Annotated in this window: 24 protein-coding genes; all 24 read left to right on the top strand. The window is 37.8% G+C overall.

The window, feature by feature from the left end; all coding sequences use genetic code 11:
- Positions 1–6: 6 nt before the first annotated feature.
- Positions 7–1,020 carry a flagellar motor switch protein FliG gene (fliG, locus tag JIN86_RS08320; RefSeq protein WP_193831172.1) on the top strand — a complete coding sequence of 338 codons (1,014 nt, stop codon included), beginning with the start codon at positions 7–9 and terminating at the stop codon, positions 1,018–1,020.
- Positions 1,013–1,801, top strand: coding sequence for a flagellar assembly protein FliH (gene fliH, locus JIN86_RS08315; RefSeq protein ID WP_004269300.1), 789 nt, complete (start codon positions 1,013–1,015; stop codon positions 1,799–1,801). The genes fliG and fliH overlap by 8 nt, the downstream gene beginning before the upstream one ends.
- A gap of 5 nt (positions 1,802–1,806) precedes the next feature.
- Complete coding sequence (fliI, locus tag JIN86_RS08310; RefSeq protein WP_202341689.1) at positions 1,807–3,132, top strand: flagellar protein export ATPase FliI; 1,326 nt, start codon at positions 1,807–1,809, stop codon at positions 3,130–3,132.
- Positions 3,133–3,582 (top strand): flagellar export protein FliJ, encoded by a 450-nt coding sequence (gene fliJ, locus JIN86_RS08305; RefSeq protein ID WP_004269298.1) that lies wholly within the window; start codon positions 3,133–3,135, stop codon positions 3,580–3,582.
- A 4-nt stretch (positions 3,583–3,586) separates the two neighbouring features.
- A complete protein-coding gene (locus JIN86_RS08300; RefSeq protein WP_009371153.1) occupies positions 3,587–4,195 on the top strand; it encodes a MotE family protein in 609 nt (202 codons plus the stop codon).
- Between the two features lie 26 nt (positions 4,196–4,221).
- Positions 4,222–5,493 (top strand): flagellar hook-length control protein FliK, encoded by a 1,272-nt coding sequence (locus tag JIN86_RS08295; RefSeq protein WP_004269296.1) that lies wholly within the window; start codon positions 4,222–4,224, stop codon positions 5,491–5,493.
- Between the two features lie 2 nt (positions 5,494–5,495).
- A complete protein-coding gene (gene flgD / locus JIN86_RS08290; protein WP_004269295.1) occupies positions 5,496–6,188 on the top strand; it encodes a flagellar hook assembly protein FlgD in 693 nt (230 codons plus the stop codon).
- A 15-nt stretch (positions 6,189–6,203) separates the two neighbouring features.
- Complete coding sequence (locus tag JIN86_RS08285) at positions 6,204–6,572, top strand: TIGR02530 family flagellar biosynthesis protein (protein ID WP_004269294.1); 369 nt, start codon at positions 6,204–6,206, stop codon at positions 6,570–6,572.
- Positions 6,573–6,658: 86 nt separating this feature from the next.
- Positions 6,659–7,627 (top strand): flagellar basal body rod protein FlgG, encoded by a 969-nt coding sequence (gene flgG / locus JIN86_RS08280; RefSeq protein ID WP_004269293.1) that lies wholly within the window; start codon positions 6,659–6,661, stop codon positions 7,625–7,627.
- Between the two features lie 95 nt (positions 7,628–7,722).
- Positions 7,723–7,944: a flagellar FlbD family protein gene (locus JIN86_RS08275; RefSeq protein ID WP_004269292.1), complete on the top strand. Its 222-nt coding sequence runs from the start codon at positions 7,723–7,725 to the stop codon at positions 7,942–7,944.
- The gene (gene fliL / locus JIN86_RS08270; protein ID WP_004269291.1) at positions 7,934–8,362 is read left to right on the top strand and encodes a flagellar basal body-associated protein FliL; all 429 of its coding nucleotides are present in this window, start codon (positions 7,934–7,936) and stop codon (positions 8,360–8,362) included. Before JIN86_RS08275 ends, fliL begins: the two co-directional genes overlap by 11 nt.
- Before the next feature lie 31 nt (positions 8,363–8,393).
- Entirely contained in the window at positions 8,394–9,389 is a 996-nt protein-coding gene (fliM, locus tag JIN86_RS08265; RefSeq protein ID WP_004269290.1) for a flagellar motor switch protein FliM, read from the top strand.
- Positions 9,382–10,614: a flagellar motor switch phosphatase FliY gene (fliY, locus tag JIN86_RS08260; protein ID WP_004269289.1), complete on the top strand. Its 1,233-nt coding sequence runs from the start codon at positions 9,382–9,384 to the stop codon at positions 10,612–10,614. Before fliM ends, fliY begins: the two co-directional genes overlap by 8 nt.
- A 21-nt stretch (positions 10,615–10,635) precedes the next feature.
- Positions 10,636–10,998, top strand: a complete 363-nt coding sequence (locus tag JIN86_RS08255; protein WP_004269288.1) for a response regulator — start codon at positions 10,636–10,638, stop codon at positions 10,996–10,998.
- 4 nt (positions 10,999–11,002) lie between these two features.
- Positions 11,003–11,686 (top strand): flagellar biosynthetic protein FliO, encoded by a 684-nt coding sequence (locus JIN86_RS08250; protein ID WP_009371154.1) that lies wholly within the window; start codon positions 11,003–11,005, stop codon positions 11,684–11,686.
- On the top strand, positions 11,683–12,348 hold the full coding sequence (fliP, locus tag JIN86_RS08245; RefSeq protein WP_004269286.1) for a flagellar type III secretion system pore protein FliP: 666 nt from the start codon (positions 11,683–11,685) through the stop codon (positions 12,346–12,348). The genes JIN86_RS08250 and fliP overlap by 4 nt, the downstream gene beginning before the upstream one ends.
- A 13-nt stretch (positions 12,349–12,361) precedes the next feature.
- Positions 12,362–12,631, top strand: coding sequence for a flagellar biosynthesis protein FliQ (gene fliQ, locus JIN86_RS08240; RefSeq protein WP_004269285.1), 270 nt, complete (start codon positions 12,362–12,364; stop codon positions 12,629–12,631).
- A 4-nt stretch (positions 12,632–12,635) separates the two neighbouring features.
- Positions 12,636–13,409 (top strand): flagellar biosynthetic protein FliR, encoded by a 774-nt coding sequence (gene fliR / locus JIN86_RS08235; protein WP_004269284.1) that lies wholly within the window; start codon positions 12,636–12,638, stop codon positions 13,407–13,409.
- A 1-nt stretch (position 13,410) separates the two neighbouring features.
- Entirely contained in the window at positions 13,411–14,499 is a 1,089-nt protein-coding gene (gene flhB, locus JIN86_RS08230; protein WP_202341659.1) for a flagellar biosynthesis protein FlhB, read from the top strand.
- Positions 14,500–14,522: 23 nt separating this feature from the next.
- Complete coding sequence (gene flhA, locus JIN86_RS08225; protein WP_004269282.1) at positions 14,523–16,556, top strand: flagellar biosynthesis protein FlhA; 2,034 nt, start codon at positions 14,523–14,525, stop codon at positions 16,554–16,556.
- On the top strand, positions 16,553–17,749 hold the full coding sequence (gene flhF / locus JIN86_RS08220; protein ID WP_004269281.1) for a flagellar biosynthesis GTPase FlhF: 1,197 nt from the start codon (positions 16,553–16,555) through the stop codon (positions 17,747–17,749). Before flhA ends, flhF begins: the two co-directional genes overlap by 4 nt.
- Positions 17,746–18,621: a MinD/ParA family protein gene (locus tag JIN86_RS08215; protein ID WP_004269279.1), complete on the top strand. Its 876-nt coding sequence runs from the start codon at positions 17,746–17,748 to the stop codon at positions 18,619–18,621. The genes flhF and JIN86_RS08215 overlap by 4 nt, the downstream gene beginning before the upstream one ends.
- Positions 18,622–19,776, top strand: coding sequence for a protein-glutamate methylesterase/protein-glutamine glutaminase (locus JIN86_RS08210; RefSeq protein ID WP_004269276.1), 1,155 nt, complete (start codon positions 18,622–18,624; stop codon positions 19,774–19,776).
- 15 nt (positions 19,777–19,791) lie between these two features.
- Entirely contained in the window at positions 19,792–21,864 is a 2,073-nt protein-coding gene (locus tag JIN86_RS08205; protein ID WP_202341658.1) for a chemotaxis protein CheA, read from the top strand.
- Positions 21,865–21,886 lie beyond the last annotated feature (22 nt).

Raw genomic sequence — 21,886 nt, 5'->3', positions numbered from 1 at the left:
TCGGCTGTGTCCAAGAAAGATAAAGAATTAACCGGAAAACAAAAGGCCGCTCTCTTGTTAATTTCATTAGGGCCTGAAGTTTCAGCTTCTGTCTATAAGCATTTAACAGAGGAAGAAATTGAACGTTTAACATTAGAAATTTCAAGTGTTAAAAAAGTAGAATCAAATGTAAAAGAAGAAATTATTGAAGAATTTCACAATATTGCTCTCGCGCAGGACTATATCACACAAGGTGGTATTGGCTATGCAAAAACAGTATTAGAAAAAGCACTTGGCGTAGAACAAGCACAAACAATCATCAATCGACTAACATCTTCTTTACAAGTACGCCCGTTTGATTTTGCTAGAAGAGCTGATCCATCGCAAATTTTTAACTTTATCCAAAATGAACATCCTCAAACAATTGCCCTAATCCTCTCTTATTTAGAGGCAGGGCAAGCAGGGGTTATTTTATCTTCTTTACCACAGGAAGTACAAGCTGACATTGCTAAACGTATAGCGGTCATGGAATCGACTTCACCAGAAGTGATTAGCGAAATTGAATCTGTGTTAGAGCGTAAATTATCCTCAACCGTAACGCAGGATTATACAGAAACTGGTGGTATTGATGCAGTCGTTGAAGTTTTAAATGGAGTAGATCGACAAACAGAAAAAACGATACTCGATGCACTGGAAATACAAGACCCAGAACTTGCAGAGGAAATCAAAAAACGTATGTTTGTGTTCGAGGATATTGTTACACTCGACAATCGTTCCATTCAGCGTGTTATTCGTGATTGTGAAAACGAAGACTTACTGCTTTCAATGAAGGTATCAAGTGAAGAGGTAAAAGATATTATATTCCGTAATATGTCACAACGTATGGCTGAAACATTTAAAGAAGAAATGGAAATTATGGGACCTGTACGTTTACGTGACGTAGAGGAGGCACAATCTCGTATTGTTGCTGTTATTCGTCGTCTAGAGGATGCTGGAGAGATTATTATTGCTCGTGGTGGAGGAGATGACGTCATTGTCTAGAATCATCCGTTCTATTTACACTAAGTCTGATAGCGATAATGTCAAAGAAATACAGATTCGTGATATGTTTGAAGCGGTGGAAGAATACCAAGAAGAAGGACCTCCTCAGCATCAATTAACGTTGGATGAAGTCGTGGCAGAGCGAGATCGTTTACTTACTGAAGCAAGAACTGCTTTGCAAGCTGAACGAGAGATGTTTGAACAGGAAAAACATAGGCACTTTCAAGAGATTGAACATTTAAAGCTAAGTTGGGAGGAAGAGAGACCCAATCGTGTTCAAGAAGCTTATGATGAAGGATTTGGACAAGGCTATGAAGATGGCGTGAATAAGGCCACTGAAGCAATGGCTCAGTCACTTCAAACAGCGAACGAAATAATGATGTTAGCGAAAGAAAATGCTCAAAAATATATTGAGGATCAAGAAGCGGTAATTTTAGAGTTAGGTTTAACTGCTGCAGAAAGAATTATTGGTACTTCGTTAGAACAGGATAACGAACTATTTCTATCGATTGTGCGTAGAGGGCTGAAAGAAGCAAGAGAAATGAAGGAAATTAAAATTTATGTTTCACCAGCTTATTATGCTTTAATTACGACCAACCGAGATGAATTAGCAGAAATGTTCCCAATAGACGTACCATTTATGATTTTTGTAAATGAAGATTTAGATAATGAGACAGATTGCTATATTGAAACAAATCATGGGCGAATTATGGTTAGTATCGATGAGCAATTAAATGCACTTAGATTAAAGTTACATGAAATATTAGAGAGTAAGGAATGATCTTGATGAAAGCGGCTCAATTAATTGAACAAATTCCGCATATCCCAACTTTTAAAAAGTTCGGTAGGGTTACTAGAGTTGTTGGCTTAATGATTGAGTCGCAAGGTCCAGATAGTTCTATAGGTGATGTCTGTAAAATTCATGTGGAAACTGTAAATCACGGTCACCAGATTATTTTAGCAGAGGTCGTTGGTTTTAAAGATGAAATAGTCGCCTTGATGCCTTTTACCTCCTTACGTGAAATATCTATTGGCTGCCTTGTCGAAGGGACGGGAGCCCCACTGGAAGTAAAAGTGGGTCCTGAGTTAATCGGCAAAGTATTGGATTCTATGGGGAATCCAATTGATGGCACTCTATTACCTAGAGGTCTCATGACAGTCCCTACAGAGCAAGATCCACCAAACCCACTAACTCGTCCACCGATTAATGAAAGGCTTGAAGTGGGAGTTAAGGCTATTGACGGTATGCTAACAGTTGGAAATGGACAACGTGTTGGTATTTTCGCCGGTTCTGGGGTAGGTAAAAGTACTTTACTGGGTATGATCGCAAGAAATACACAAGCAGATTTGAATGTCATTGCGCTAATAGGCGAGCGTGGTCGTGAGGTTCGGGAATTCATCGAACGTGATTTGGGTGCTGAAGGCTTAAGTCGATCGATTGTTGTTGCAGCCACATCCGATCAACCAGCATTAATGCGGATTAAAGGGGCATTTACAGCAACAGCAATCGCCGAATATTTTAGAAATCGAGGCTTAAATGTCATGCTGATGATGGATTCCGTGACACGTGTGGCTATGGCACAACGTGAAATTGGACTTGCCACAGGAGAACCACCAGCACAAAAAGGTTATACGCCTTCGGTTTTTGCGATATTGCCTAAATTACTAGAACGTACAGGCACCAATGAAAAGGGTTCTATAACAGCATTCTATACTGTTTTAGTAGATGGTGACGATATGAATGAACCCATTGCGGATACTGTGCGAGGGATATTAGATGGTCATATTGTATTGGATCGAAATCTTGCCAACAAAGGGCAATATCCAGCCATAAACGTCTTGAAAAGTGTGAGTCGTTTGATGAATCATGTTGCAGAGCCAACTCATAAGAAAGCTGCTGAACGATTAAGAGAACTCTATTATACTTACGACAAATCAGAGGATTTGATCAATATCGGTGCTTATAAAAGAGGAACCTCTAAAGAGATTGATGAAGCAATTCATTATGAACCGCTCATTACTGCTTATCTTAAACAGGGTTACTTAGATAAAGTGACACTTGAAGAAAGTGTCAATGAGTTAATAACATTATCGAACGGTGGTGCGAAATAGATGGTCAGTTATGTGTATCGTTTTGAAAAAGTGTTAACTATTCGCGAGCAAGAAAAAAACGAAACCGAAATGGCTTATAAGGAATCTGTCCGTTCTTTTGAAGAAATAGCAACGAAATTATATGACTTGCTAAAAAAGAAAGAAGATTTAATTACATTTCAGCAGGAGCGTTTAATGGTTGGTTCATCCATAGATGAAATTCATCATTATAGTCGTTTTATTGATAGTCTCGAAAAAACAATTGCAGATGTACAACAGAAAGTGATACAAGCTCGTGCTAAGATGAATTGGCACGAAGAAAAACTATTAGAAAAAAACTTGGAAGTACGTAAATTTGAAAAAATGAGAGAAAAGGATTTTAAGCATTTCCAACAAGAGCAAGATCGTATAGAAAGCCTTTTTTTAGATGAAATTTCATTACAAACGTATAACAAGAAAGAAATCAGGTGATTTCATGGCAAAGAAAGACAATCGATTAGCAACAGAATTAGTAGAAGAGCAACCAAAGAAAAAATCTGGGGGCTTTCTTAAGTTTTTTACTTGGATTGTACTGCCGATTATGTTTGTAGTAGCGGTTTTGCTTGTTGTGGCAACTTTAATGAATACAAATGTCTTTGATTTAGGAAAAAAGGCAATAGGTAGTTTACCCTTTATCCCCTCAGAAGAACAACAAGCAAAGGATGCTGTCGTTAATAACGACTCTAAAATAGTGAGTTTACAGGCAGAGGTACAAGAAAAAGAAGCAGAGATTACCCAGCTTCAAAAAAAATTAGATTCAACAATTACTGAAAAAGAGAAGCTGCTGACAGAAAAGGAACAGCTTCAATTTGAAATTGAAAAATTAAATCGTGAACAAGATGATGTGAAGCGTGACTTTAACGATATTTTATCAACATTTGATAAGATGTCGCCGAAAGCTGCGGCACCTGTGTTAATCAATATGAGTGATACAGAAGCACTGCGGATTTTAACGAATTTAAAGCCAGATAAATTAGCAGCTATTTTAGAGAAAATGGATGCAAAAGATGCAGCAAAATATACGGAACTTATGGCTAAACAGTAGGATAATTGAAAGGAGGTGAAAAAATAGTGGATGTAGCGATGATGCAAATGATTAATAAAACAGTACCTACTAAAACTGCAGCAACAAAGTCAACAACAGTTGGTAACGCTGAAGGAAAAATAGGCAGCACACCGAAGAAAGAAAATTTATCAAAGTTTGGTTCAGTTTTTGGGCAAGTATTAACTTCTTCAACTGAAACAACTCAATCAACAAAAACGACTTCATCAAATGAACTTGCGGATTTACAAGCGTTATTAAATGCTGACTCAATGGAGGAAGTACTAGATTTACTGGGGATTTCTCACGATGATGGCTTATTAATGCTTCAACTTGGAGAAGACGGTAAGGCAGTGGCAATGGATGAAATGCTTCATTTAGAAAATATATTAAATGCATTAGCTATTGATGAAGAGCAGCTTCAAAAAATCATCCAACAGTTACTAGGAGAAGAAAAGGAAGCAAGTGATGTTTGGGAGCTCTTAACATTAGTAGATGCCCAAGCGCCGGTACTACAGGCGAATATAAGCACTGCTTTACAAGGCGAAGGTCAAGTGACACCAAAAGAGGCATCACAACTTCTTCAAGTGTTGAAGTTAGCGCAATTAGTAGGGCAAAAGACAGACTTAACAGCACCCCAAGAAGACCTATTAACGACGGTGAGAAGCCTATTAACGACTTTACAAACGCAGGTAGAAACTTTGCAGGTAACAACAACTAAAACAACTGTTACATTGCCATTACAAGGCTTCCAGCAAGTTGTTCAGCAAGTCCAAATGACGAAACAAAGTGAAACAAATACAAATGACATGGTTACGCCACAAACTGTACAAACGAAACCAGACACATTCCATGTAACGTTACCAACGGCTAAGCCTGCTCAATCCGAAGCTTTACTAAAAGAAATGCAAGCCATTATCAATCGAGCGCAGATTTCAAATGCTCAAGGTATTACACGCTTAACCATAAAATTGTATCCAGAAAATCTAGGGACAGTTCGTATTGAACTTGTACAAAATGATGGAGTTCTTACAGCCCGTATACTGGCTTCTACAGCCCATGGACGTGAATTGCTTGATAACCAAGCACACCAGCTAAAACAGGCATTTGCTCAGCAAAATATACAAGTAGATCGCCTTGATATTGCACAATCATTACAAGATGCTGATCGTCAACAACGTGATCAAAGCTTCTTCAATAATTTCTTTAAACAGCAGCAGGACGAAGAACAGGATCAAAAAAGTGATGACGAAGATGAAGGAATGTCCTTTAGTGACTATTTAATAAGTGAGGAGGTGTAACAATGGCAGATACTACAACAAAAGTGACAAATACATCCATAACGGATGATCTTTATTACTCAAATTATAAAAAGCCAACGAAGCAAACAGGCAATAGTGAGCTAGGTAAAGACGCTTTTTTAAAATTGTTGATTACACAATTACAGCATCAGGACCCTACAAATCCAATGGACGACAGGGAGTTTATTTCTCAAATGGCGCAGTTCTCTTCTTTGGAACAAATGCAAAATATGACAAAGGCAATGGAATCATTATTGTCATCACAACAACAATCACAAATGATGAACTATGCAACCTTTATTGGCAAGGAAGTCAAATGGCATGAAATAACAGAAGAAAAAGATGAAAAAGAAAATCCTGTGGTCAATGAAGGCATAGGTGTAATTGAATCACTTAAATTTGTAGATGGTAGTGTTGTTTTTAAATTAGCAGATGGAAAAGAAATCTCACCTGGTAATATATCTGGAATTTTAAGTGGAGCTGGCAATCCTAGTTCAAATGGCAATAATAATGTACAAGAATCTCCGTTAGTGAAGGCTAGCCAATTAATTGGAAAGAATGTAACGTATAAAGACGGTGACCAAGAGCTAACAGGACGAATTGTCTCTGTTTCTAATAAAGATGGGGTCATTAATTACGTACTAGACAATGATAAAAAGCTAACAGATAAAGATTTTACAGTTATTAGTGAATAAAGGTGGAGAATCGTGATGGATAAGTTTTCAATTCATCGTGTACCCTTGCATCCATCTATTCGCACAGTACAGCCTAAGCCAATCAATACACAACAATCGTTTAAAGCTCATTTACAGGAAGCTTCTAGACAAGAGCTAAAAGTGAGCAAACATGCGCATGAACGTATCATGGAGAGAAAAATTGATATCTCTGAACAAGAATGGCAGGTTGTATCGGATAAGGTATTTGAAGCACACTCAAAAGGTGTCAAACAACCATTAGTCTTGATGGATCAAGCAGCTTTAATTGTCAGTGCTAAAAATGCTACTGTCATTACAGCAATGGATCGCACGGAAGCAAAGCAACAGTTATTTACTAATATTGATGGCACAATTGTGCTTTGAAGGCTGGACCTTCTTAAGTAAGGAAGCCTTGGTGAGCTGACTGATAGAGGCTCACCCTATATAAAACGAAGGGAGAACGAAAACATATGTTACGTTCTATGTACTCAGGTATTTCAGGTCTTAAAAACTTCCAAACAAAGTTGGATGTAATTGGTAATAATATAGCGAACGTTAATACAATTGGCTTTAAAAAAGGGCGTGTAAATTTTAAAGATTTAATGTCTCAAACGCAGGCAGGTGCATCCGCAGCAACAGCTACGCGAGGAGGAGTGAATCCACAACAAGTTGGTTTAGGTGCCCAATTAGCAGCAATTGATACAATACATGGTGGTGGCTCATTACAAGGGACTGGTCGAGGACTTGACTTAGGGATTGAGGGAGATGGTTTCTTCATGGTCGCCGATGCAAATGGAGCTCCAGACCCAGATAGTGGCTTTATTGATGAAGAGGGCTTCAACAATACCCTATTTACTCGTAATGGTGTGTTTTATATGGATAGCAATGGCTATTTAGTTAATGCTGATGGTAAATATCTAGTAGGTGTATCTGCTGGAGATGAAATTGTAATGGAAGCTGATGATGATGGTATCAATCCAGAGAATGCACCAATTGCTTCAGGTGATGAAGGTGCAAATTTATTTGACGATGATGGTGTATTAGCCCCTGATGCTGGAGATGTAGGTCCGATACGTATCCCTACGACTGCTAAAGAGATTAGCATAGGACCAAATGGTACGATTGAATATGTTGACCTAAACGGTAATCGTAAATGGGCAGGACAGCTGATTATGGCAAAATTCCCTAATGCTGGGGGTTTAGCTAAGGTAGGCGGCAACTATTACCAACAAACAGCTAACTCAGGAGCTGCTTATGCACAAGTAGCCACTGTTGCAGGTATGGGTAAAGTAGTACCTGGGACAGTAGAGATGTCCAATGTTGATTTATCTGAAGAGTTTACAGAGATGATCGTTGCACAACGTGGTTTCCAAGCGAACACACGTATTATTACAACTTCAGATGAAGTGTTACAAGAACTAGTAAACTTAAAACGATAATAATATAGTCCTTTCAAAAACGGACATTTTAACAAACATATTTTTCATATGAGGGAGGGTCGGGCCGGCTCTCATGCTAGACCCGGCCCTAATTCATGATTGAACTAACACGTCTAAATGGCAAAGCATTTACATTAAATGCTTTATACATAGAAACAGTCGAATCATTTCCCGATACGACTATTACATTAACATCTGGAACAAAATTAATTGTTTTAGAGAGTGAAGATGAGGTGCGACAAAAGGTAACTGCCTTTTATAACAATATACAAATACTATCCAACCCGCATCTACGAGGTGAAGAAGATGAAGAATAATAAAATGCTAACAATGATTATTATTTTACTAGTAGCAGTCATTCTGATTGGGGTTATTTTGTTTGTATTGCTTACGCAATTTAATAAACCCACAGGAGCTGTTGAGCCGTCCATTGATGAGATTGTAGAGGCAACAGTGGAGATACCAGAGATCACGACAAATCTTGCAGATAAAAGAGTTGTGCGCTTGTCATTGAAAATTCAAACGACAAGCAAAGATGCTGCTGCAGAATTAACAAAGCGCGTTTTCCAAGTGCAAAACATCGCCATTCAAGAGCTTTCTGAAATGGAGCAAAAGGACTTAGAAGGTAAGCAAGGGAAACAAATTTTCCAAAAATCATTAAAAACAAGATTAAATGAGTTAATGCAAGAGGGAGAAGTTCAGGAAGTATATTTTACCTCCTTCATTACTCAATAAAACAGAAACTGCTTGAATTGGAGGTGGGCAAATGGCAGGAGATGTGTTATCTCAATCCGAGATAGATGCGCTGCTTTCCGCTATATCGACAGGGGAAATGTCAGCGGATGACATAAAAAAAGAGGACGAGGGACGTAAGGTTAAAGTTTATGATTTTAAACGAGCACTTCGCTTCTCAAAAGATCAAATCCGAAGTTTGACCCGAATACATGAAAATTTCGCACGACTATTAACAACCTTTTTCTCTGCACAGCTTAGAAGCTATGTACAAATTACGGTTGCATCAGTAGACCAAATACCATTTGAAGAGTTTGTTCGTTCCATTCCAAATATGACACTCATTAATGTATTTGAAGTGCCACCATTAGATGGTAATATATTGATGGAAATTAATCCGAACATTGCCTATTCGATGTTAGATCGCCTAATGGGCGGTAGTGGGGCAAGTCATAGTAATGTAGATAACCTTACGGAAATTGAAACAAAAATTATGACAAACCTTTTTGAACGCTCATTCGACAATTTACGCGAAGCATGGGAAAATGTTGCGGAAATAGATCCAATATTAGTGGAACTTGAAGTAAATCCACAATTTTTACAAATGATTTCACCTAATGAAACGGTTGTCGTGATTTCGTTAAATACGATAATTGGTGAGACAAGCGGTATGATTAATATTTGTATTCCGCATGTTGTATTGGAGCCAATTGTTCCAAATCTTTCGGTTCGCTATTGGATGCAAACCAATACGAAAGAGATGTCACCAGAGCAAACAAAAATGCTTGAAACCCGTGTGAAACAAGCCCAATTACCACTCTCAGTTGAATTAGGATTAACGGACATCACCATTGAAGATTTCCTAACAATGCAAGTTGGAGATGTCATACAGTTAGATCAAAAAATTGAAGCGCCATTACTACTAAAAGTAGGTACATTGCCGAAGTTCACTGTTCAACCAGGTAAAAAGGGCAAAAAATTAGCAATCCAGATTATCGACCCTTTGAAAGGAGGAGACGAAGATGAGTGATGAAATGCTCTCCCAAGAAGAAATTGAAGCGCTATTAAGGGGCGAGACGTTGGGAGATAAAAACAACGACACTGATGCTTCAACAAATGAAGAAATAAATGAGATACGAGTGGAGGATTACCTTGATTCGTTTGCACAAGATGCATTAGGAGAGGTAGGTAATATATCCTTTGGTAGCTCTGCCACAGCTCTTTCAGCGTTATTGGGTCAAAAAGTAGATATTACAACTCCAAGTATTTCAATGATTAATCGTAATAAATTAGAAGAGGAATTTCCTCATCCATATGTAGCTGTACAAGTTGAATATACAATTGGTTTGACAGGTATGAATTTACTTGTAATTAAACAATCTGATGCAGCAATTATCGCAGATTTAATGTTAGGTGGCGATGGATTAAATCCGAAGCCAGACTTAGGTGAAATTCAGCTAAGTGCTGTTCAAGAGGCTATGAATCAAATGATGGGCTCAGCTGCTACATCTATGTCGACAGTCTTCAACAAAAAAGTAGATATTTCTCCACCGACAATTGATTTAATGAACATCTCGCAAGATGAAGGTCGAGAAAATATTCCAGAAGACGATTTGCTGGTGAAAGTTTCATTTAGATTAAGAATTGGTAATTTAATTGATTCGAATTTAATGCAATTATTACCGCTTAAATTTAGTCAAAATATTGTAAAATCATTATTAGGTGAAACAGGAGTGTTTGAGGAACCTGTGGCAGCAACTATTGCACCTGAGGCTCCACCAGTTACACCACCGCCTGTTCAACAGCAAATACCTGTAGCACCACCATCTGAACAACCAGTTTATCAACAGCAGTCAGCACCGATGCAGCAACCGATTTATCAGGAGCCACAACAATTTGCACAACCGGCAAGACCTGCACAACCTGCACAACCTGTAAATGTGCAACAAGCCCAGTTTGCTAGCTTCGATTCAAATGTAATCTCTCAATCTGAAGCTAGAAATTTAAATATGCTACTTGATATTCCATTGCAAGTTACTGTAGAGTTAGGACGTACGAAACGTTCTGTTAAAGAGATTTTAGAACTATCAAGTGGTTCAATCATTGAACTGGATAAATTAGCAGGAGAACCGGTTGATATTTTAGTCAATAGTCGTTTAATTGCTAAAGGGGAAGTCGTTGTTATTGACGAAAACTTTGGTGTCCGTATTACAGATGTTTTAAGTCAAGCAGAGCGTTTAAATAATTTAAGATAGTTTCAATTGGAGGAGTTAACCATGTCTAAAAGAATTTTGATTGTAGACGACGCTGCATTTATGCGCATGATGATCAAGGATATTTTATCAAAAAATGGATTTGAAGTTGTTGGAGAGGCAGCAGATGGTTTACAAGCTGTCGAAAAGTACAATGAACTAAAACCAGATTTAGTAACAATGGATATCACAATGCCAGAGATGGACGGTATTGCAGCTCTTAAAGCAATTAAGGGAACAGATCCAAGTGCAACTGTAATCATGTGTTCAGCAATGGGGCAACAAGCAATGGTAATCGATGCGATTCAAGCTGGTGCGAAAGACTTTATCGTAAAACCTTTCCAAGCAGATCGTGTAATTGAAGCGATTCAAAAAGCGCTAGGATGATTGCATGAAAATGTTAAAATCATTTCGTTTAACGATGATTTTCGCATTTCTTGTATCCTTCCTGTTTTTGTACCCGACACCGACTTCTGTCTATGCAGACGCTGATACAAATAGTGTCACGGATTGCATTAAAGATCCAGAAGCTTGTAATGGAGATACGACTGATCCAGCTGCTAAACAAGAAACAACTGTAACAGCAGCTGGAGATATATCTGCATGGGAATACATAAAAATGGTTTTGGCGCTTATTTTTGTTGTAGCTTTATTTTATGGATTGATGAAGTTTTTAAATAAACGAAATTTAAACTTCCAACGTAATCAAATGGTACAAAATTTAGGCGGTTTATCGTTAGGTGCGCAAAAGTCAGTTCAGCTTTTACAGGTAGGTAAAACATTGTATTTAGTTGGGGTCGGAGAAGACGTTCAGCTTTTACGAGAAATTACAGATCCTGAAGAAGTTGAAGCTCTTTTAGCCCTATATAACGAAAGGCAAGAATTTGCAGCAACATCACCGTATATTGCAGAAGTATTTTCTAAGTTTAAGAGAAAAGATAGCGCGAAGGTGCAAAATGAGCAGCAAAAGCAAGATTCATTTGGCAATCTATTCGAAAAAAAGCTATCCGAAATAAAACAGGAGCGTAGTGATGAGATAGAGAGATGGAAGCAGAAGGAGAAGGATGGTAAATGAATGATTTAATCAATATTTTTTCCAACAGCGATCCAACGAATGTCTCTACATCTGTAAAGCTCTTACTTTTACTAACAGTTTTATCACTTGCACCTAGTATTTTAATTTTAATGACATCCTTTGCTCGTATAGTCATAGTCTTATCATTTGTGCGTACAGCATTGGCAACACAGCAAATGCCCCCAAATCAAGTGATCATTGGGCTGGCACTATTTTTAACATTTTTTATCATGGCTCCAACCTTTCAAGAGGTCAATAAAGAGGCATTACAACCATTGTTTGCTGAAGAAATAGGTATAGAAGAAGCCTATGACCGTGCTAGTGTGCCATTTAAAGAGTTTATGAGTAAACATACTAGGCAAAAAGATCTTGATTTGTTTTTAACATATAATCAAGCAGACAAACCAGCATCAGTGGAGGAAATTCCACTGACTATGCTTGTACCTGCCTTTGCTTTAAGTGAAATTAAAACAGCATTTCAAATTGGTTTTATGATTTTTATTCCATTCCTTGTGATCGATATGATTGTCGCGAGTACATTAATGTCGATGGGGATGATGATGTTACCGCCAGTAATGATTTCATTGCCATTTAAAATATTATTATTTGTACTGGTTGATGGCTGGTATCTCGTTATGAAATCGTTACTACAAAGTTTTTAGGGGATGATACAGTATGACAGGTGAGTTGGTTATTTCCATTGCAGAGCGTGCTATAATGATTATCCTTCTAACAAGCGGTCCGCTACTATTAGTTGCTTTAATCTCGGGTTTAGCGGTAAGTATCTTTCAAGCCACAACGTCGATACAAGAGCAAACGTTAGCATTTGTACCAAAAATTATTGCTGTCTTAGTGGCCATCGTATTCTTTGGCCCCTGGATGCTATCTCAAGTTACAAGCTATGCGAGAGACATATTTGAGAATTTAACGCGTTATATAGGGTGAGTACATGAATGAATTAATTCCGCATTTAACGGTTTTCTTATTAGTACTTGTACGTGTCTCAGCCTTTTTTGCAACGGTTCCTTTTTTTTCCTATAGAACCATTCCACCTCAAGTCAAAATTACTCTCGCACTGGTTTTAGCTTGGATGATGTACTATACAATTGATGTTGAGCCATTTGCATTCAATGATGATTACATATTATTAGTGATGAAAGAAGCACTAGTTGGACTTTTACTTGGTCTAATGGGCTATATCATCATGTCCGCAATTCAAATTGCAGGAAGCTTTATCGATTTTCAAATGGGTTTTGCCATTGCCAATATAATTGACCCGCAAACAGGTGCTCAAAGTCCATTAATCGGTCAGTTTTTTAATATGCTAGCACTACTTTTATTGTTAGCGATTGATGGCCATCATATGATTCTTAATGGAATCTACTACAGCTATCAATTTTTCCCGATGGATCAATTCCCTAGTTTTATGAACGAAAACTTTCCTCAATTTATTATCACAACTTTCACAGCAGTCTTTGCCATAGCATTCCAGATGGCTGCTCCTGTTGTAGCGACCTTATTCTTGGTCGATTTAGCTTTAGGGATCACTGCAAAAACAGTACCGCAATTAAACATATTTGTTGTCGGCTTTCCTATTAAAATTGGTGTTAGTTTTTTAGTGTTATTTACAATGATGGCCGTTATGATTCAAGTTATTCAAAAGCTTATTACGATTATGATTTATGGGATGCGTGATTTAATGGCCATTTTAGGTGGTGGATAATATGAGACTACTACTGAATTTAGAGCTACAATTTTTTGCGGGTGAAAAAACAGAAAAGGCAACCCCTAAGAAACGACAGGATGCTCGAAAAAAAGGGCAAGTTGTCAAGAGTCAAGATATTTCTAGTGCCATTGTAATGTTAATGGTATTTATCTTTTTGTTTTTCTTTGCAGGCTCTTTGCGTGACGAGCTATTAGCTTTTTTCAGGCAAACCTTTATTCAAAACATACGCATCGAATCACTGACTATTGATAGTGTGATGCACCTATTTACAGAAACTTTGATTCAAATGGCTTTTATCATTGTGCCAATCATGGCAATTGCATTTGTCGGAGCACTTGCAGGTAACTTTATGCAATTTGGTTTTCTTTTTACGTTAGAGCCAATGAAGTTTGATTTGAAAAAGATGGACCCTATTAAAGGGTTAAAAAAGATATTTTCTGTCAAAGCCATTGTGGAGTTAATAAAGTCTGTTTTAAAGATTGGTTTTATTGGAAGTGTTACAACAATTATTATTTGGTCAAACTTACCAGAAGTTTTGGCGTTATCGTTTAAAAGTCCATGGATGACTCTCATTACGGTAGGGAAGCTTGTTGGTATTATGGGTATAGCAGCTTCTTTAGTATTACTTTGTGTATCCGTTTTAGACTGGATGTATCAAAAACATGAGTATGAAAAAAATCTTAAAATGTCTAAACAAGATATTAAAGATGAATATAAAAATAGTGAGGGTGACCCCCTAATCAAATCAAAAATCAAACAACGCCAACGTGAGATGGCGATGAGACGTATGATGTCAGAGGTTCCGAGTGCGGATGTAGTTATTACCAACCCTACTCACTATGCAATTGCCCTCAAATATAATGAGGACAGTATGGATGCCCCTCGTGTTATTGCGAAGGGGACAGACTTTATTGCTCAAAAAATTAAACTGATCGCCAAAGAACATGATGTAATAATGGTTGAAAATCGACCTTTAGCACGTGCTATGTATGACCAGGTAGAAATAGGCGATCAGGTACCAGAAGAATTTTTCAAAGCAGTAGCAGAGATACTCGCTTATGTTTACCGTATTAAGCGAAAAATTTAAGGCTTTTTGTAGGAGGGACACAAATGAAAGTTCGCGATATTGGGGTTTTAGGTGCGGTTATTTTAATCGTTGCGATGCTCATCATCCCTCTTCCTCCGTGGATGTTAAGTTTTTTAATTGTCATTAATATTACATTAGGATTAATTGTACTACTCACAGCAATGAGTATGAAAGAAGCATTGGATTTTTCTATTTTTCCTTCGGTGATTTTACTATTAACTTTGTTCCGATTAGGACTAAGTGTTTCCACAACTCGTGCCATCTTAGCAAACGGAGATGCAGGTTCGGTCGTTGAAACTTTTGGTGATTTCGTAGTTGGAGGAAATATTCTTGTTGGTTTAGTTGTCTTTTTAATTCTAGTGTTAATTCAGTTTATTGTTATTACAAAAGGTGCAGAGCGTGTAGCTGAAGTTGCAGCACGTTTCACACTTGATGCGATGCCAGGTAAACAAATGAGTATTGATGCTGACTTAAATGCAGGGATTATTTCCGAAAAGGAAGCACGTGAACGTCGTGAAAAAGTATCAGGAGAAGCCGACTTCTACGGGGCGATGGACGGTGCTACAAAATTCGTAAAAGGGGATGCCATTGCCTCGATGGTAATGGTTATTATTAACCTATTATTTGGTATCATCATTGGGGTTGTCCAAATGGGGCTTCCATTTGCAGAAGCGGCAACACATTTCTCTAAGCTAACTGTTGGGGATGGTATTGTCTCCCAAATTCCTGCTTTGCTTATTTCAACAGCCACTGGGATTGTTGTAACACGTGCCTCTTCTAAAGGAAGTCTTGGCCAGGACATTACAGGTCAATTATTTGCTCAAGCTAAGCTGCTTTATGTAGCAGGTGGTACCATTGTATTACTAGGGTTATTTACGCCAATACCAAACTGGGTAACGCTGCCAATAGGTCTTTCGTTAATTGCTGGAGCTTATATGATGGAACGTAAGAAGCCAGAGGATGAAGAGGAATTACAGGAGATTGAGGAAGAAGTGGCTACTGATGGCATGAAGAGCCCTGAGAATGTTGTGAATTTATTAAATGTGGATCCAATTGAATTCGAATTTGGTTATGGATTAATTCCCTTAGTAGATGCCGCTCAAGGTGGGGATTTATTAGACCGTGTTATCATGATTCGTCGACAGCTTGCCTTGGAGTTAGGTATCGTGATCCCGGTAGTCCGCATTCGAGACAATATTCAGCTGCAACCAAATGAATATCGAATTAAAATAAAGGGGAACGAAATGGCACGAGGCGAACTTTTACTAGATCATTATTTAGCGATGAGTCCTGGCGACGATGATTCTATTGAAGGTATTGATACTGTCGAACCATCATTTGGATTACCAGCTAAATGGATTACAGAGCAAGTAAAAGAGGACGCGGAAATGTATGGTTACACAGTTGTGGACCCACCAAGTGTGGTGTCAACACATTTAACTGAAATCATTCGAGCAAATGCTCATGAGTTATTAGGCCGTCAAGAGACAAAGCAGTTAATCGATCACTTACGCGAATCCCATCCAATTTTAGTAGAAGAATTAACACCTGCACCTTTATCTACTGGAGAAATCCAAAAGGTACTGGGTAAGCTTCTTCGAGAGAATGTATCAGTGCGTAACTTACCAATTATTTTTGAGACACTTGCAGACTATGCAAAATTAACGAGTGATACAGATATCTTAGCTGAATATGTGCGTCAAGCATTAGCTCGTCAAATTACAGCGCAGTATGTTGGGGATAGTTCAGTATTAAAGGTGATTACGGTTTCAGGTAAAGTAGAAAAAATGATTGCTGATAGTATCCAACAAACGGATCACGGAAATTATTTAGCTATGGACCCACAAGATTCTCAAACAGTATTAGAAACTATTGCAGCGGAAGTAGAGCGTGTTTCGTTTATGGAGCAATCAGCTATTATATTATGCTCTCCAGCAGTTCGAATGTATTTACGACAACTAACGGAACGTTATTTCCCACAAATTCCGGTTCTATCTTATAATGAATTGGATGCTTCGGTTGAAATTCAAAGTGTTGGGGTGGTGAATGTTCAATGAAAATGAAAAAGTATTATGCATCATCCATACCAGAGGCGATGAAGCAAGTGCGAGCAGAATTAGGTGAAGACGCAGTCATTTTAAATTCAAAAGTCGTCATCACAAAGAAATTTTTTGGCATGATAAAAAAGAAGAGTTTTGAAGTGGTTGCGGGTATTGATGTAATGGAGCCACAGCAAGTGGCTTCAGTACCAACACCAGCTGTACTGCCTGTAGTAAAAAAAGAAAATGCAAAGTTGCAAGAGATTACTAATGCTATTCAAGCAAAAATACATCAGGAACCACCCCTTGATGTAGCAGCAGTACATGAGGATGCTAGCATGTCAGAAGAATTAAGAAAAGAAATAGCTGATTTAAAATCATTAATGCAATCGATGCATAAAAAGACTACCCAAGCTCAATATCCCGATGAACTCTTACCCTTCATTGAATACTTAAGACAGCAAGAGCTAAGTGAAGAGCTCATCACAACGATAGGTGATGAGCTTTTTATGCATTTTAAAGAAGCATCCGAAATAAATTTTTCACAATGTAAATTGATAGCAAAAAATTTACTACGTAAGAAGCTAGAAGTTCTTCCAGTCGGAGGATTATCCTACGAAAGAAAATATATAAACATTTTAGGGCCAACAGGGGTTGGTAAGACTACAACCATTGCCAAAATGGCTGCTAGAGCTGTGTTAGAAAAAAAGAAAAAGATTGGCTTTATTACGACAGATACTTATCGGATTGCGGCAATAGAGCAGCTTAAAACATATGCTGGTCTTTTACAAGCTCCTGTAGAAATTGCTTACAATGCAACAGATTTTGAACAAGCGATCCAGAGATTATCACATTTAGATTTGGTTTTTATTGATACAGCTGGTCGAAATTATAAAGAAGTCAAGTATGTTGATGATCTCCAACGCCTCATAAAATTCGATGATCATGCAGAATCTTATTTAGTGCTTGCAATGACAACGAAAGAAAGGGATATGGAGAATATTGTAGATCAATTTAAGCAATTACCAATTCAAAAATTTATTTTTACAAAAATTGATGAAACAAATTCTATTGGCACAATGATCAATTTAATGATTAAATATAATAAAGGACTTGCTTACTATACGAATGGTCAAGAAGTACCAGAAGATATTGAAGAAGCTGATTTAGAAGCAGTACTTAATTTGTTTTTTCAAGGTGAAGAAAAATGAGAGACCAAGCTGAAGCATTACGCTTAAAAATGATGAAACAGCAAGGCGAACTAGGTAGAGCGATTGCAGTTGTAAGTGGCAAAGGTGGAGTAGGTAAAAGTAACTTCACAATGAACTTTGCCATGACTTTAGCCCAAAAGGGAAAAAGAGTTGTCATTGTAGACATGGATATTGGGATGGGGAATATCCATATCTTAATTGGGAAAAATGCTTCTTATAGTTTAAAAGATTACTTAGAAGGAAATAAGCTACTAGATGAGGTAATATTTGAAGGACCTTACGATTTAAGGTATATTTCAGGTGGGTCAGGTATGACGAGTGTGCTTGATTGGTCTCATAGTATGTTTGAACGACTTATTCAAGCATTTGAAGAACTTCAAAAAAACTATGATTATATTTTATTTGATATGGGCGCTGGTGCTACTAATTGGTCGTTAGATTTACTCACATCCATTGATGAAATTATCGTCATTTCAACAGCGGAACCTACTTCTATTACAGATGCGTACTCCATGATGAAATATATTCATGTTCGAGATCCAGATAAGCAGTTTTATATTCTCTGTAACCGCGCTCTCAGTAAAGAAGAAGGATTAGAAACGAATGAACGTTTACAGTTAACAATGAAACGTTTTTTAGACAAAGAAACGATCATTCTTGGTTCATTACCTGAAGACCCTGTTGTGCGTAAGGCAGTGCGCGAGCAAGTGCCATTCTCACTTGCTTATCCAGACGCATTAATATCAAAGACATTGCAACTTATAGTCGTTCGTTTTATGGAGCAACGTGCGGGGGAAATACATGCACATGATCAAACAACGAAAAAATTTTTATCGAAACTTAGAAGTATTTTCTCGAAAGGGCGTGATTAATTGGACTTTTTGCATAAAAGCAAGCTTTTAGTTGTGGATGATTCTGCTTTTATGAGAAAGCTAATTAGTGACTTTTTTGTTGGCAACTCGAAGGTGGAAGTAGTTGGAACAGCTCGAAATGGAAAAGATGCGATCAAAAAGATACAATCGTTGAAGCCAAACGTTGTGACAATGGATATTGAGATGCCTGAAATGAATGGGCTCGATGCTTTAAAAGAAATTATGAGACAATGTCCAGTTCCTGTAGTAATGCTCTCAAGTACCACTCAACGTGGGACAGAAAATGCAATTGCAGCAATTGAGGGTGGGGCAGTCGATTTTGTTGCCAAGCCGAGCGGTACCATCTCCCTTGATTTACATAAAATTCAAAATGAACTTGTGCACAAAGTGGAACAAGCTGCAACGGTGCCAATTTCCAAATTGAAAAAACCTTCTGGTAGTAAACGACAACAAGAACAAGTGACAAGGGTGAGTACCGTAATAAAGGAACCACAACAGTATGGACGAACAAATACGTCTACTAATGTTGTTTCTACTAAGGTAGCCGTAACTAAACCAATGGTAGAATGGAGTAAAATAGGAAAGAAGCTTGTGTTAATTGGCACATCAACAGGAGGACCTCGTGCACTTCAGGAGGTTATTACTAAAATTCCTAAGTCTATTCAAGCTCCTATATTAATTGTTCAGCATATGCCTGCTGGATTTACTAAATCGCTTGCTAATCGACTTGATCAGCTAAGTGAAATTTCTGTTAAAGAAGCTGAACAGGGCGATATTTTGCAAAATGGAGTAGCTTATATTGCACCCGGTGGATATCATTTAAAACTTAGAAAAGTAGGAACAACCTTTGGCATTGTTCTTGATAATCAAGAAGCACCAAGATCTGGCCACCGACCTTCTGTAGATGTAATGTTCGAAGATGTTAGTCAATATAAAGATTTTGATAAAGTAGCAGTGATTATGACAGGTATGGGCCATGATGGCTCTAATGGTCTAAAAGCATTAAAAAATACTGGCAATGTCATTGCTATTGCAGAATCAGCAGAAACTTGCATTGTATATGGTATGCCAAAAGCAGCAGTAGAAACGCAACTTGTTGATGAAGTTGCAGATGTAGATGATATTGCACAAACAATAATGAAATATTTGCCTTAAAAGGGGTGTCCTCTTATGGAAGTCAATCAATATTTAGAGATGTTTATTGAAGAAAGTAAAGAGCATTTACAAGCGTGTAGTGAACATTTATTAGAATTAGAAAAAAATCCAGATGATTTGGCAATTGTTGGGGAAATATTCCGCTCTGCACACACATTAAAAGGTATGTCTGCCACAATGGGCTTCGAAGATTTAGCAGATTTAACCCATAAAATGGAGAATGTTTTAGATGCCATCCGTAATGAGAAGATTCATGTTACACCTGAAATTTTAGATGTTGTATTTGAATCTGTTGATCATTTAGAAGAAATGGTGATGGATATTGCTAACGGTGGAGATGGTAAGCGTGATGTTTCCTCAACTGTCGCACAACTAAAGCGTATAGAACTAGGTGAGGAAGCAGTACCAGAGGTGGTAGCAACGGTTGCTGCACCGGTTGTTGAAAGTGTATTAGAATATGATTCGTTTGAACAAACAGTCATTACACAATCGGCTGAACAAGGCTTTAATGCTTTTGAAATTTCAGTAACATTACGTGAGGATTGCCTTCTTAAGGCAGCACGTGTATTTATGGTGTTTGAGATTTTAGAAAAAGATGGGGATGTCATTAAATCAAGTCCATCTGTTGAAAAGCTAGAAGATGAGCAGTTTGATCAACAATTTTATGTAGCTTTTGTCACAAAAACAACAGCTGAGGATATGCAGAAAAAGCTAATGAAAGTTTCTGAAGTTGATGAGGTTATTGTGACTACAATTGACCAAAGGAAATTTAGTGAAAAAGTATTTGAAGCGCAGCAAGAAGTAGCAGCAACTGCAACTGCAGTGGCTGAGGTAGCCGCTATACCAACAAATACGCCTGCTGCAAAAGCCGAGCCTGTTGCAAAGCCTGCTAAAGAAGCTGCACCTTCCAAGGCTGACAAAAATCATGGACCTGTAGGTAATAAAACAATTCGTGTAAATATTGAACGTCTAGATATTTTAATGAACTTGTTTGAAGAGCTTGTCATTGATCGTGGTCGATTGCAGTCTATCTCTACGGAAGTAAATCATGGCGAACTAAATGAAACAGTAGAGCGTATGAGTCGTGTGATGGGTGATTTGCAAACTATTATTTTAACAATGCGAATGGTACCTGTAGAAACAGTGTTCAATCGTTTCCCGAAAATGATTCGTCAGCTATCACGTGATTTAAATAAGAAAATCAACCTTGAAATTATTGGTGCTGAAACCGAACTAGATCGTACAGTAATTGATGAAATTGGAGATCCGCTTGTTCACTTGATTCGTAATTCTGTGGATCATGGCATTGAAAATCCAACTGCTCGTCGTGCAAAAGGCAAGCCTGAAGAAGGAACTGTCGTATTGCGTGCCTACCATAGTGGAAACTACGTCTTTATTGAAATTGAAGACGATGGTGCGGGCATAAATCGAGAAAAAGTGTTAGCGAAAGCTATTTCAAAAGGTATTGTTACACAAGAACAATCCTATTCAATGTCTGATAAACAAATTAATGAACTTATTCTAGCTTCAGGCTTCTCAACTGCAGATGTTATTTCCGATGTATCTGGTCGTGGAGTAGGTTTAGATGTTGTAAAAACAACGATTGAATCACTAGGTGGCAATATTTCAATTGAATCAACACAAGATGTTGGATCCATCTTCTCAATTCAATTACCACTGACATTATCAATTATTTCAGTTATGCTTGTGGAGATTGAAAAGGAAATTTATGCAATTCCACTATCTTCTATTATTGAAACATCTATTATCCGTTCATCAGAGATTATGAATGCGCATAATCAAAAAGTAATCGACTTCCGTGGCAAAGTTGTGCCGTTGGTATTCTTAGAGGAAATCTTTGAGGTGCCTCGTCAAGAGCAACAAGATGAAGAATTCCACTCAGTAGTGATCGTCCGTAAGGGTGAAAAACTTGCTGGTTTAGTGGTGGATTCATTCATTGGCCAACAAGAAATTGTCTTGAAGTCTTTAGGAAATTACTTAACAAATATCTTTGCCATTTCAGGAGCAACAATCTTAGGCAATGGTAAAGTAGCCTTAATTGTAGATTGCAACGCACTAATTAAATAAGGTGAATGAATAAGAGAGGTGT

It is taken from the genome of Lysinibacillus sp. HST-98, from assembly GCF_016757845.1.
GTDB lineage: Bacteria > Bacillota > Bacilli > Bacillales_A > Planococcaceae > Lysinibacillus > Lysinibacillus capsici.
The sequence above is the reverse complement of the archived record's forward strand: the minus strand, read 5'-3'. Positions and strand labels throughout refer to the sequence as shown.

Bases quoted from the DNA above. Each gene is read 5' to 3' on its own strand.
- JIN86_RS08275 (WP_004269292.1), top strand. From the start codon at position 7,723: ATGATTGAACTAACACGTCTAAATGGCAAAGCATTTACATTAAATGCT.
- fliP (WP_004269286.1), top strand. From the start codon at position 11,683: ATGAATGATTTAATCAATATTTTTTCCAACAGCGATCCAACGAATGTC.
- JIN86_RS08250 (WP_009371154.1), top strand. From the start codon at position 11,003: ATGAAAATGTTAAAATCATTTCGTTTAACGATGATTTTCGCATTTCTT.
- flhA (WP_004269282.1), top strand. From the start codon at position 14,523: ATGAAAGTTCGCGATATTGGGGTTTTAGGTGCGGTTATTTTAATCGTT.
- flgD (WP_004269295.1), top strand. From the start codon at position 5,496: ATGGCAGATACTACAACAAAAGTGACAAATACATCCATAACGGATGAT.
- flhF (WP_004269281.1), top strand. From the start codon at position 16,553: ATGAAAATGAAAAAGTATTATGCATCATCCATACCAGAGGCGATGAAG.
- fliI (WP_202341689.1), top strand. From the start codon at position 1,807: ATGAAAGCGGCTCAATTAATTGAACAAATTCCGCATATCCCAACTTTT.
- JIN86_RS08215 (WP_004269279.1), top strand. From the start codon at position 17,746: ATGAGAGACCAAGCTGAAGCATTACGCTTAAAAATGATGAAACAGCAA.
- fliJ (WP_004269298.1), top strand. From the start codon at position 3,133: ATGGTCAGTTATGTGTATCGTTTTGAAAAAGTGTTAACTATTCGCGAG.
- fliM (WP_004269290.1), top strand. From the start codon at position 8,394: ATGGCAGGAGATGTGTTATCTCAATCCGAGATAGATGCGCTGCTTTCC.
- fliL (WP_004269291.1), top strand. From the start codon at position 7,934: ATGAAGAATAATAAAATGCTAACAATGATTATTATTTTACTAGTAGCA.
- JIN86_RS08205 (WP_202341658.1), top strand. From the start codon at position 19,792: ATGGAAGTCAATCAATATTTAGAGATGTTTATTGAAGAAAGTAAAGAG.
- JIN86_RS08300 (WP_009371153.1), top strand. From the start codon at position 3,587: ATGGCAAAGAAAGACAATCGATTAGCAACAGAATTAGTAGAAGAGCAA.
- fliY (WP_004269289.1), top strand. From the start codon at position 9,382: ATGAGTGATGAAATGCTCTCCCAAGAAGAAATTGAAGCGCTATTAAGG.
- fliR (WP_004269284.1), top strand. From the start codon at position 12,636: ATGAATGAATTAATTCCGCATTTAACGGTTTTCTTATTAGTACTTGTA.
- JIN86_RS08285 (WP_004269294.1), top strand. From the start codon at position 6,204: ATGGATAAGTTTTCAATTCATCGTGTACCCTTGCATCCATCTATTCGC.
- flgG (WP_004269293.1), top strand. From the start codon at position 6,659: ATGTTACGTTCTATGTACTCAGGTATTTCAGGTCTTAAAAACTTCCAA.
- JIN86_RS08255 (WP_004269288.1), top strand. From the start codon at position 10,636: ATGTCTAAAAGAATTTTGATTGTAGACGACGCTGCATTTATGCGCATG.
- flhB (WP_202341659.1), top strand. From the start codon at position 13,411: ATGAGACTACTACTGAATTTAGAGCTACAATTTTTTGCGGGTGAAAAA.
- fliQ (WP_004269285.1), top strand. From the start codon at position 12,362: ATGACAGGTGAGTTGGTTATTTCCATTGCAGAGCGTGCTATAATGATT.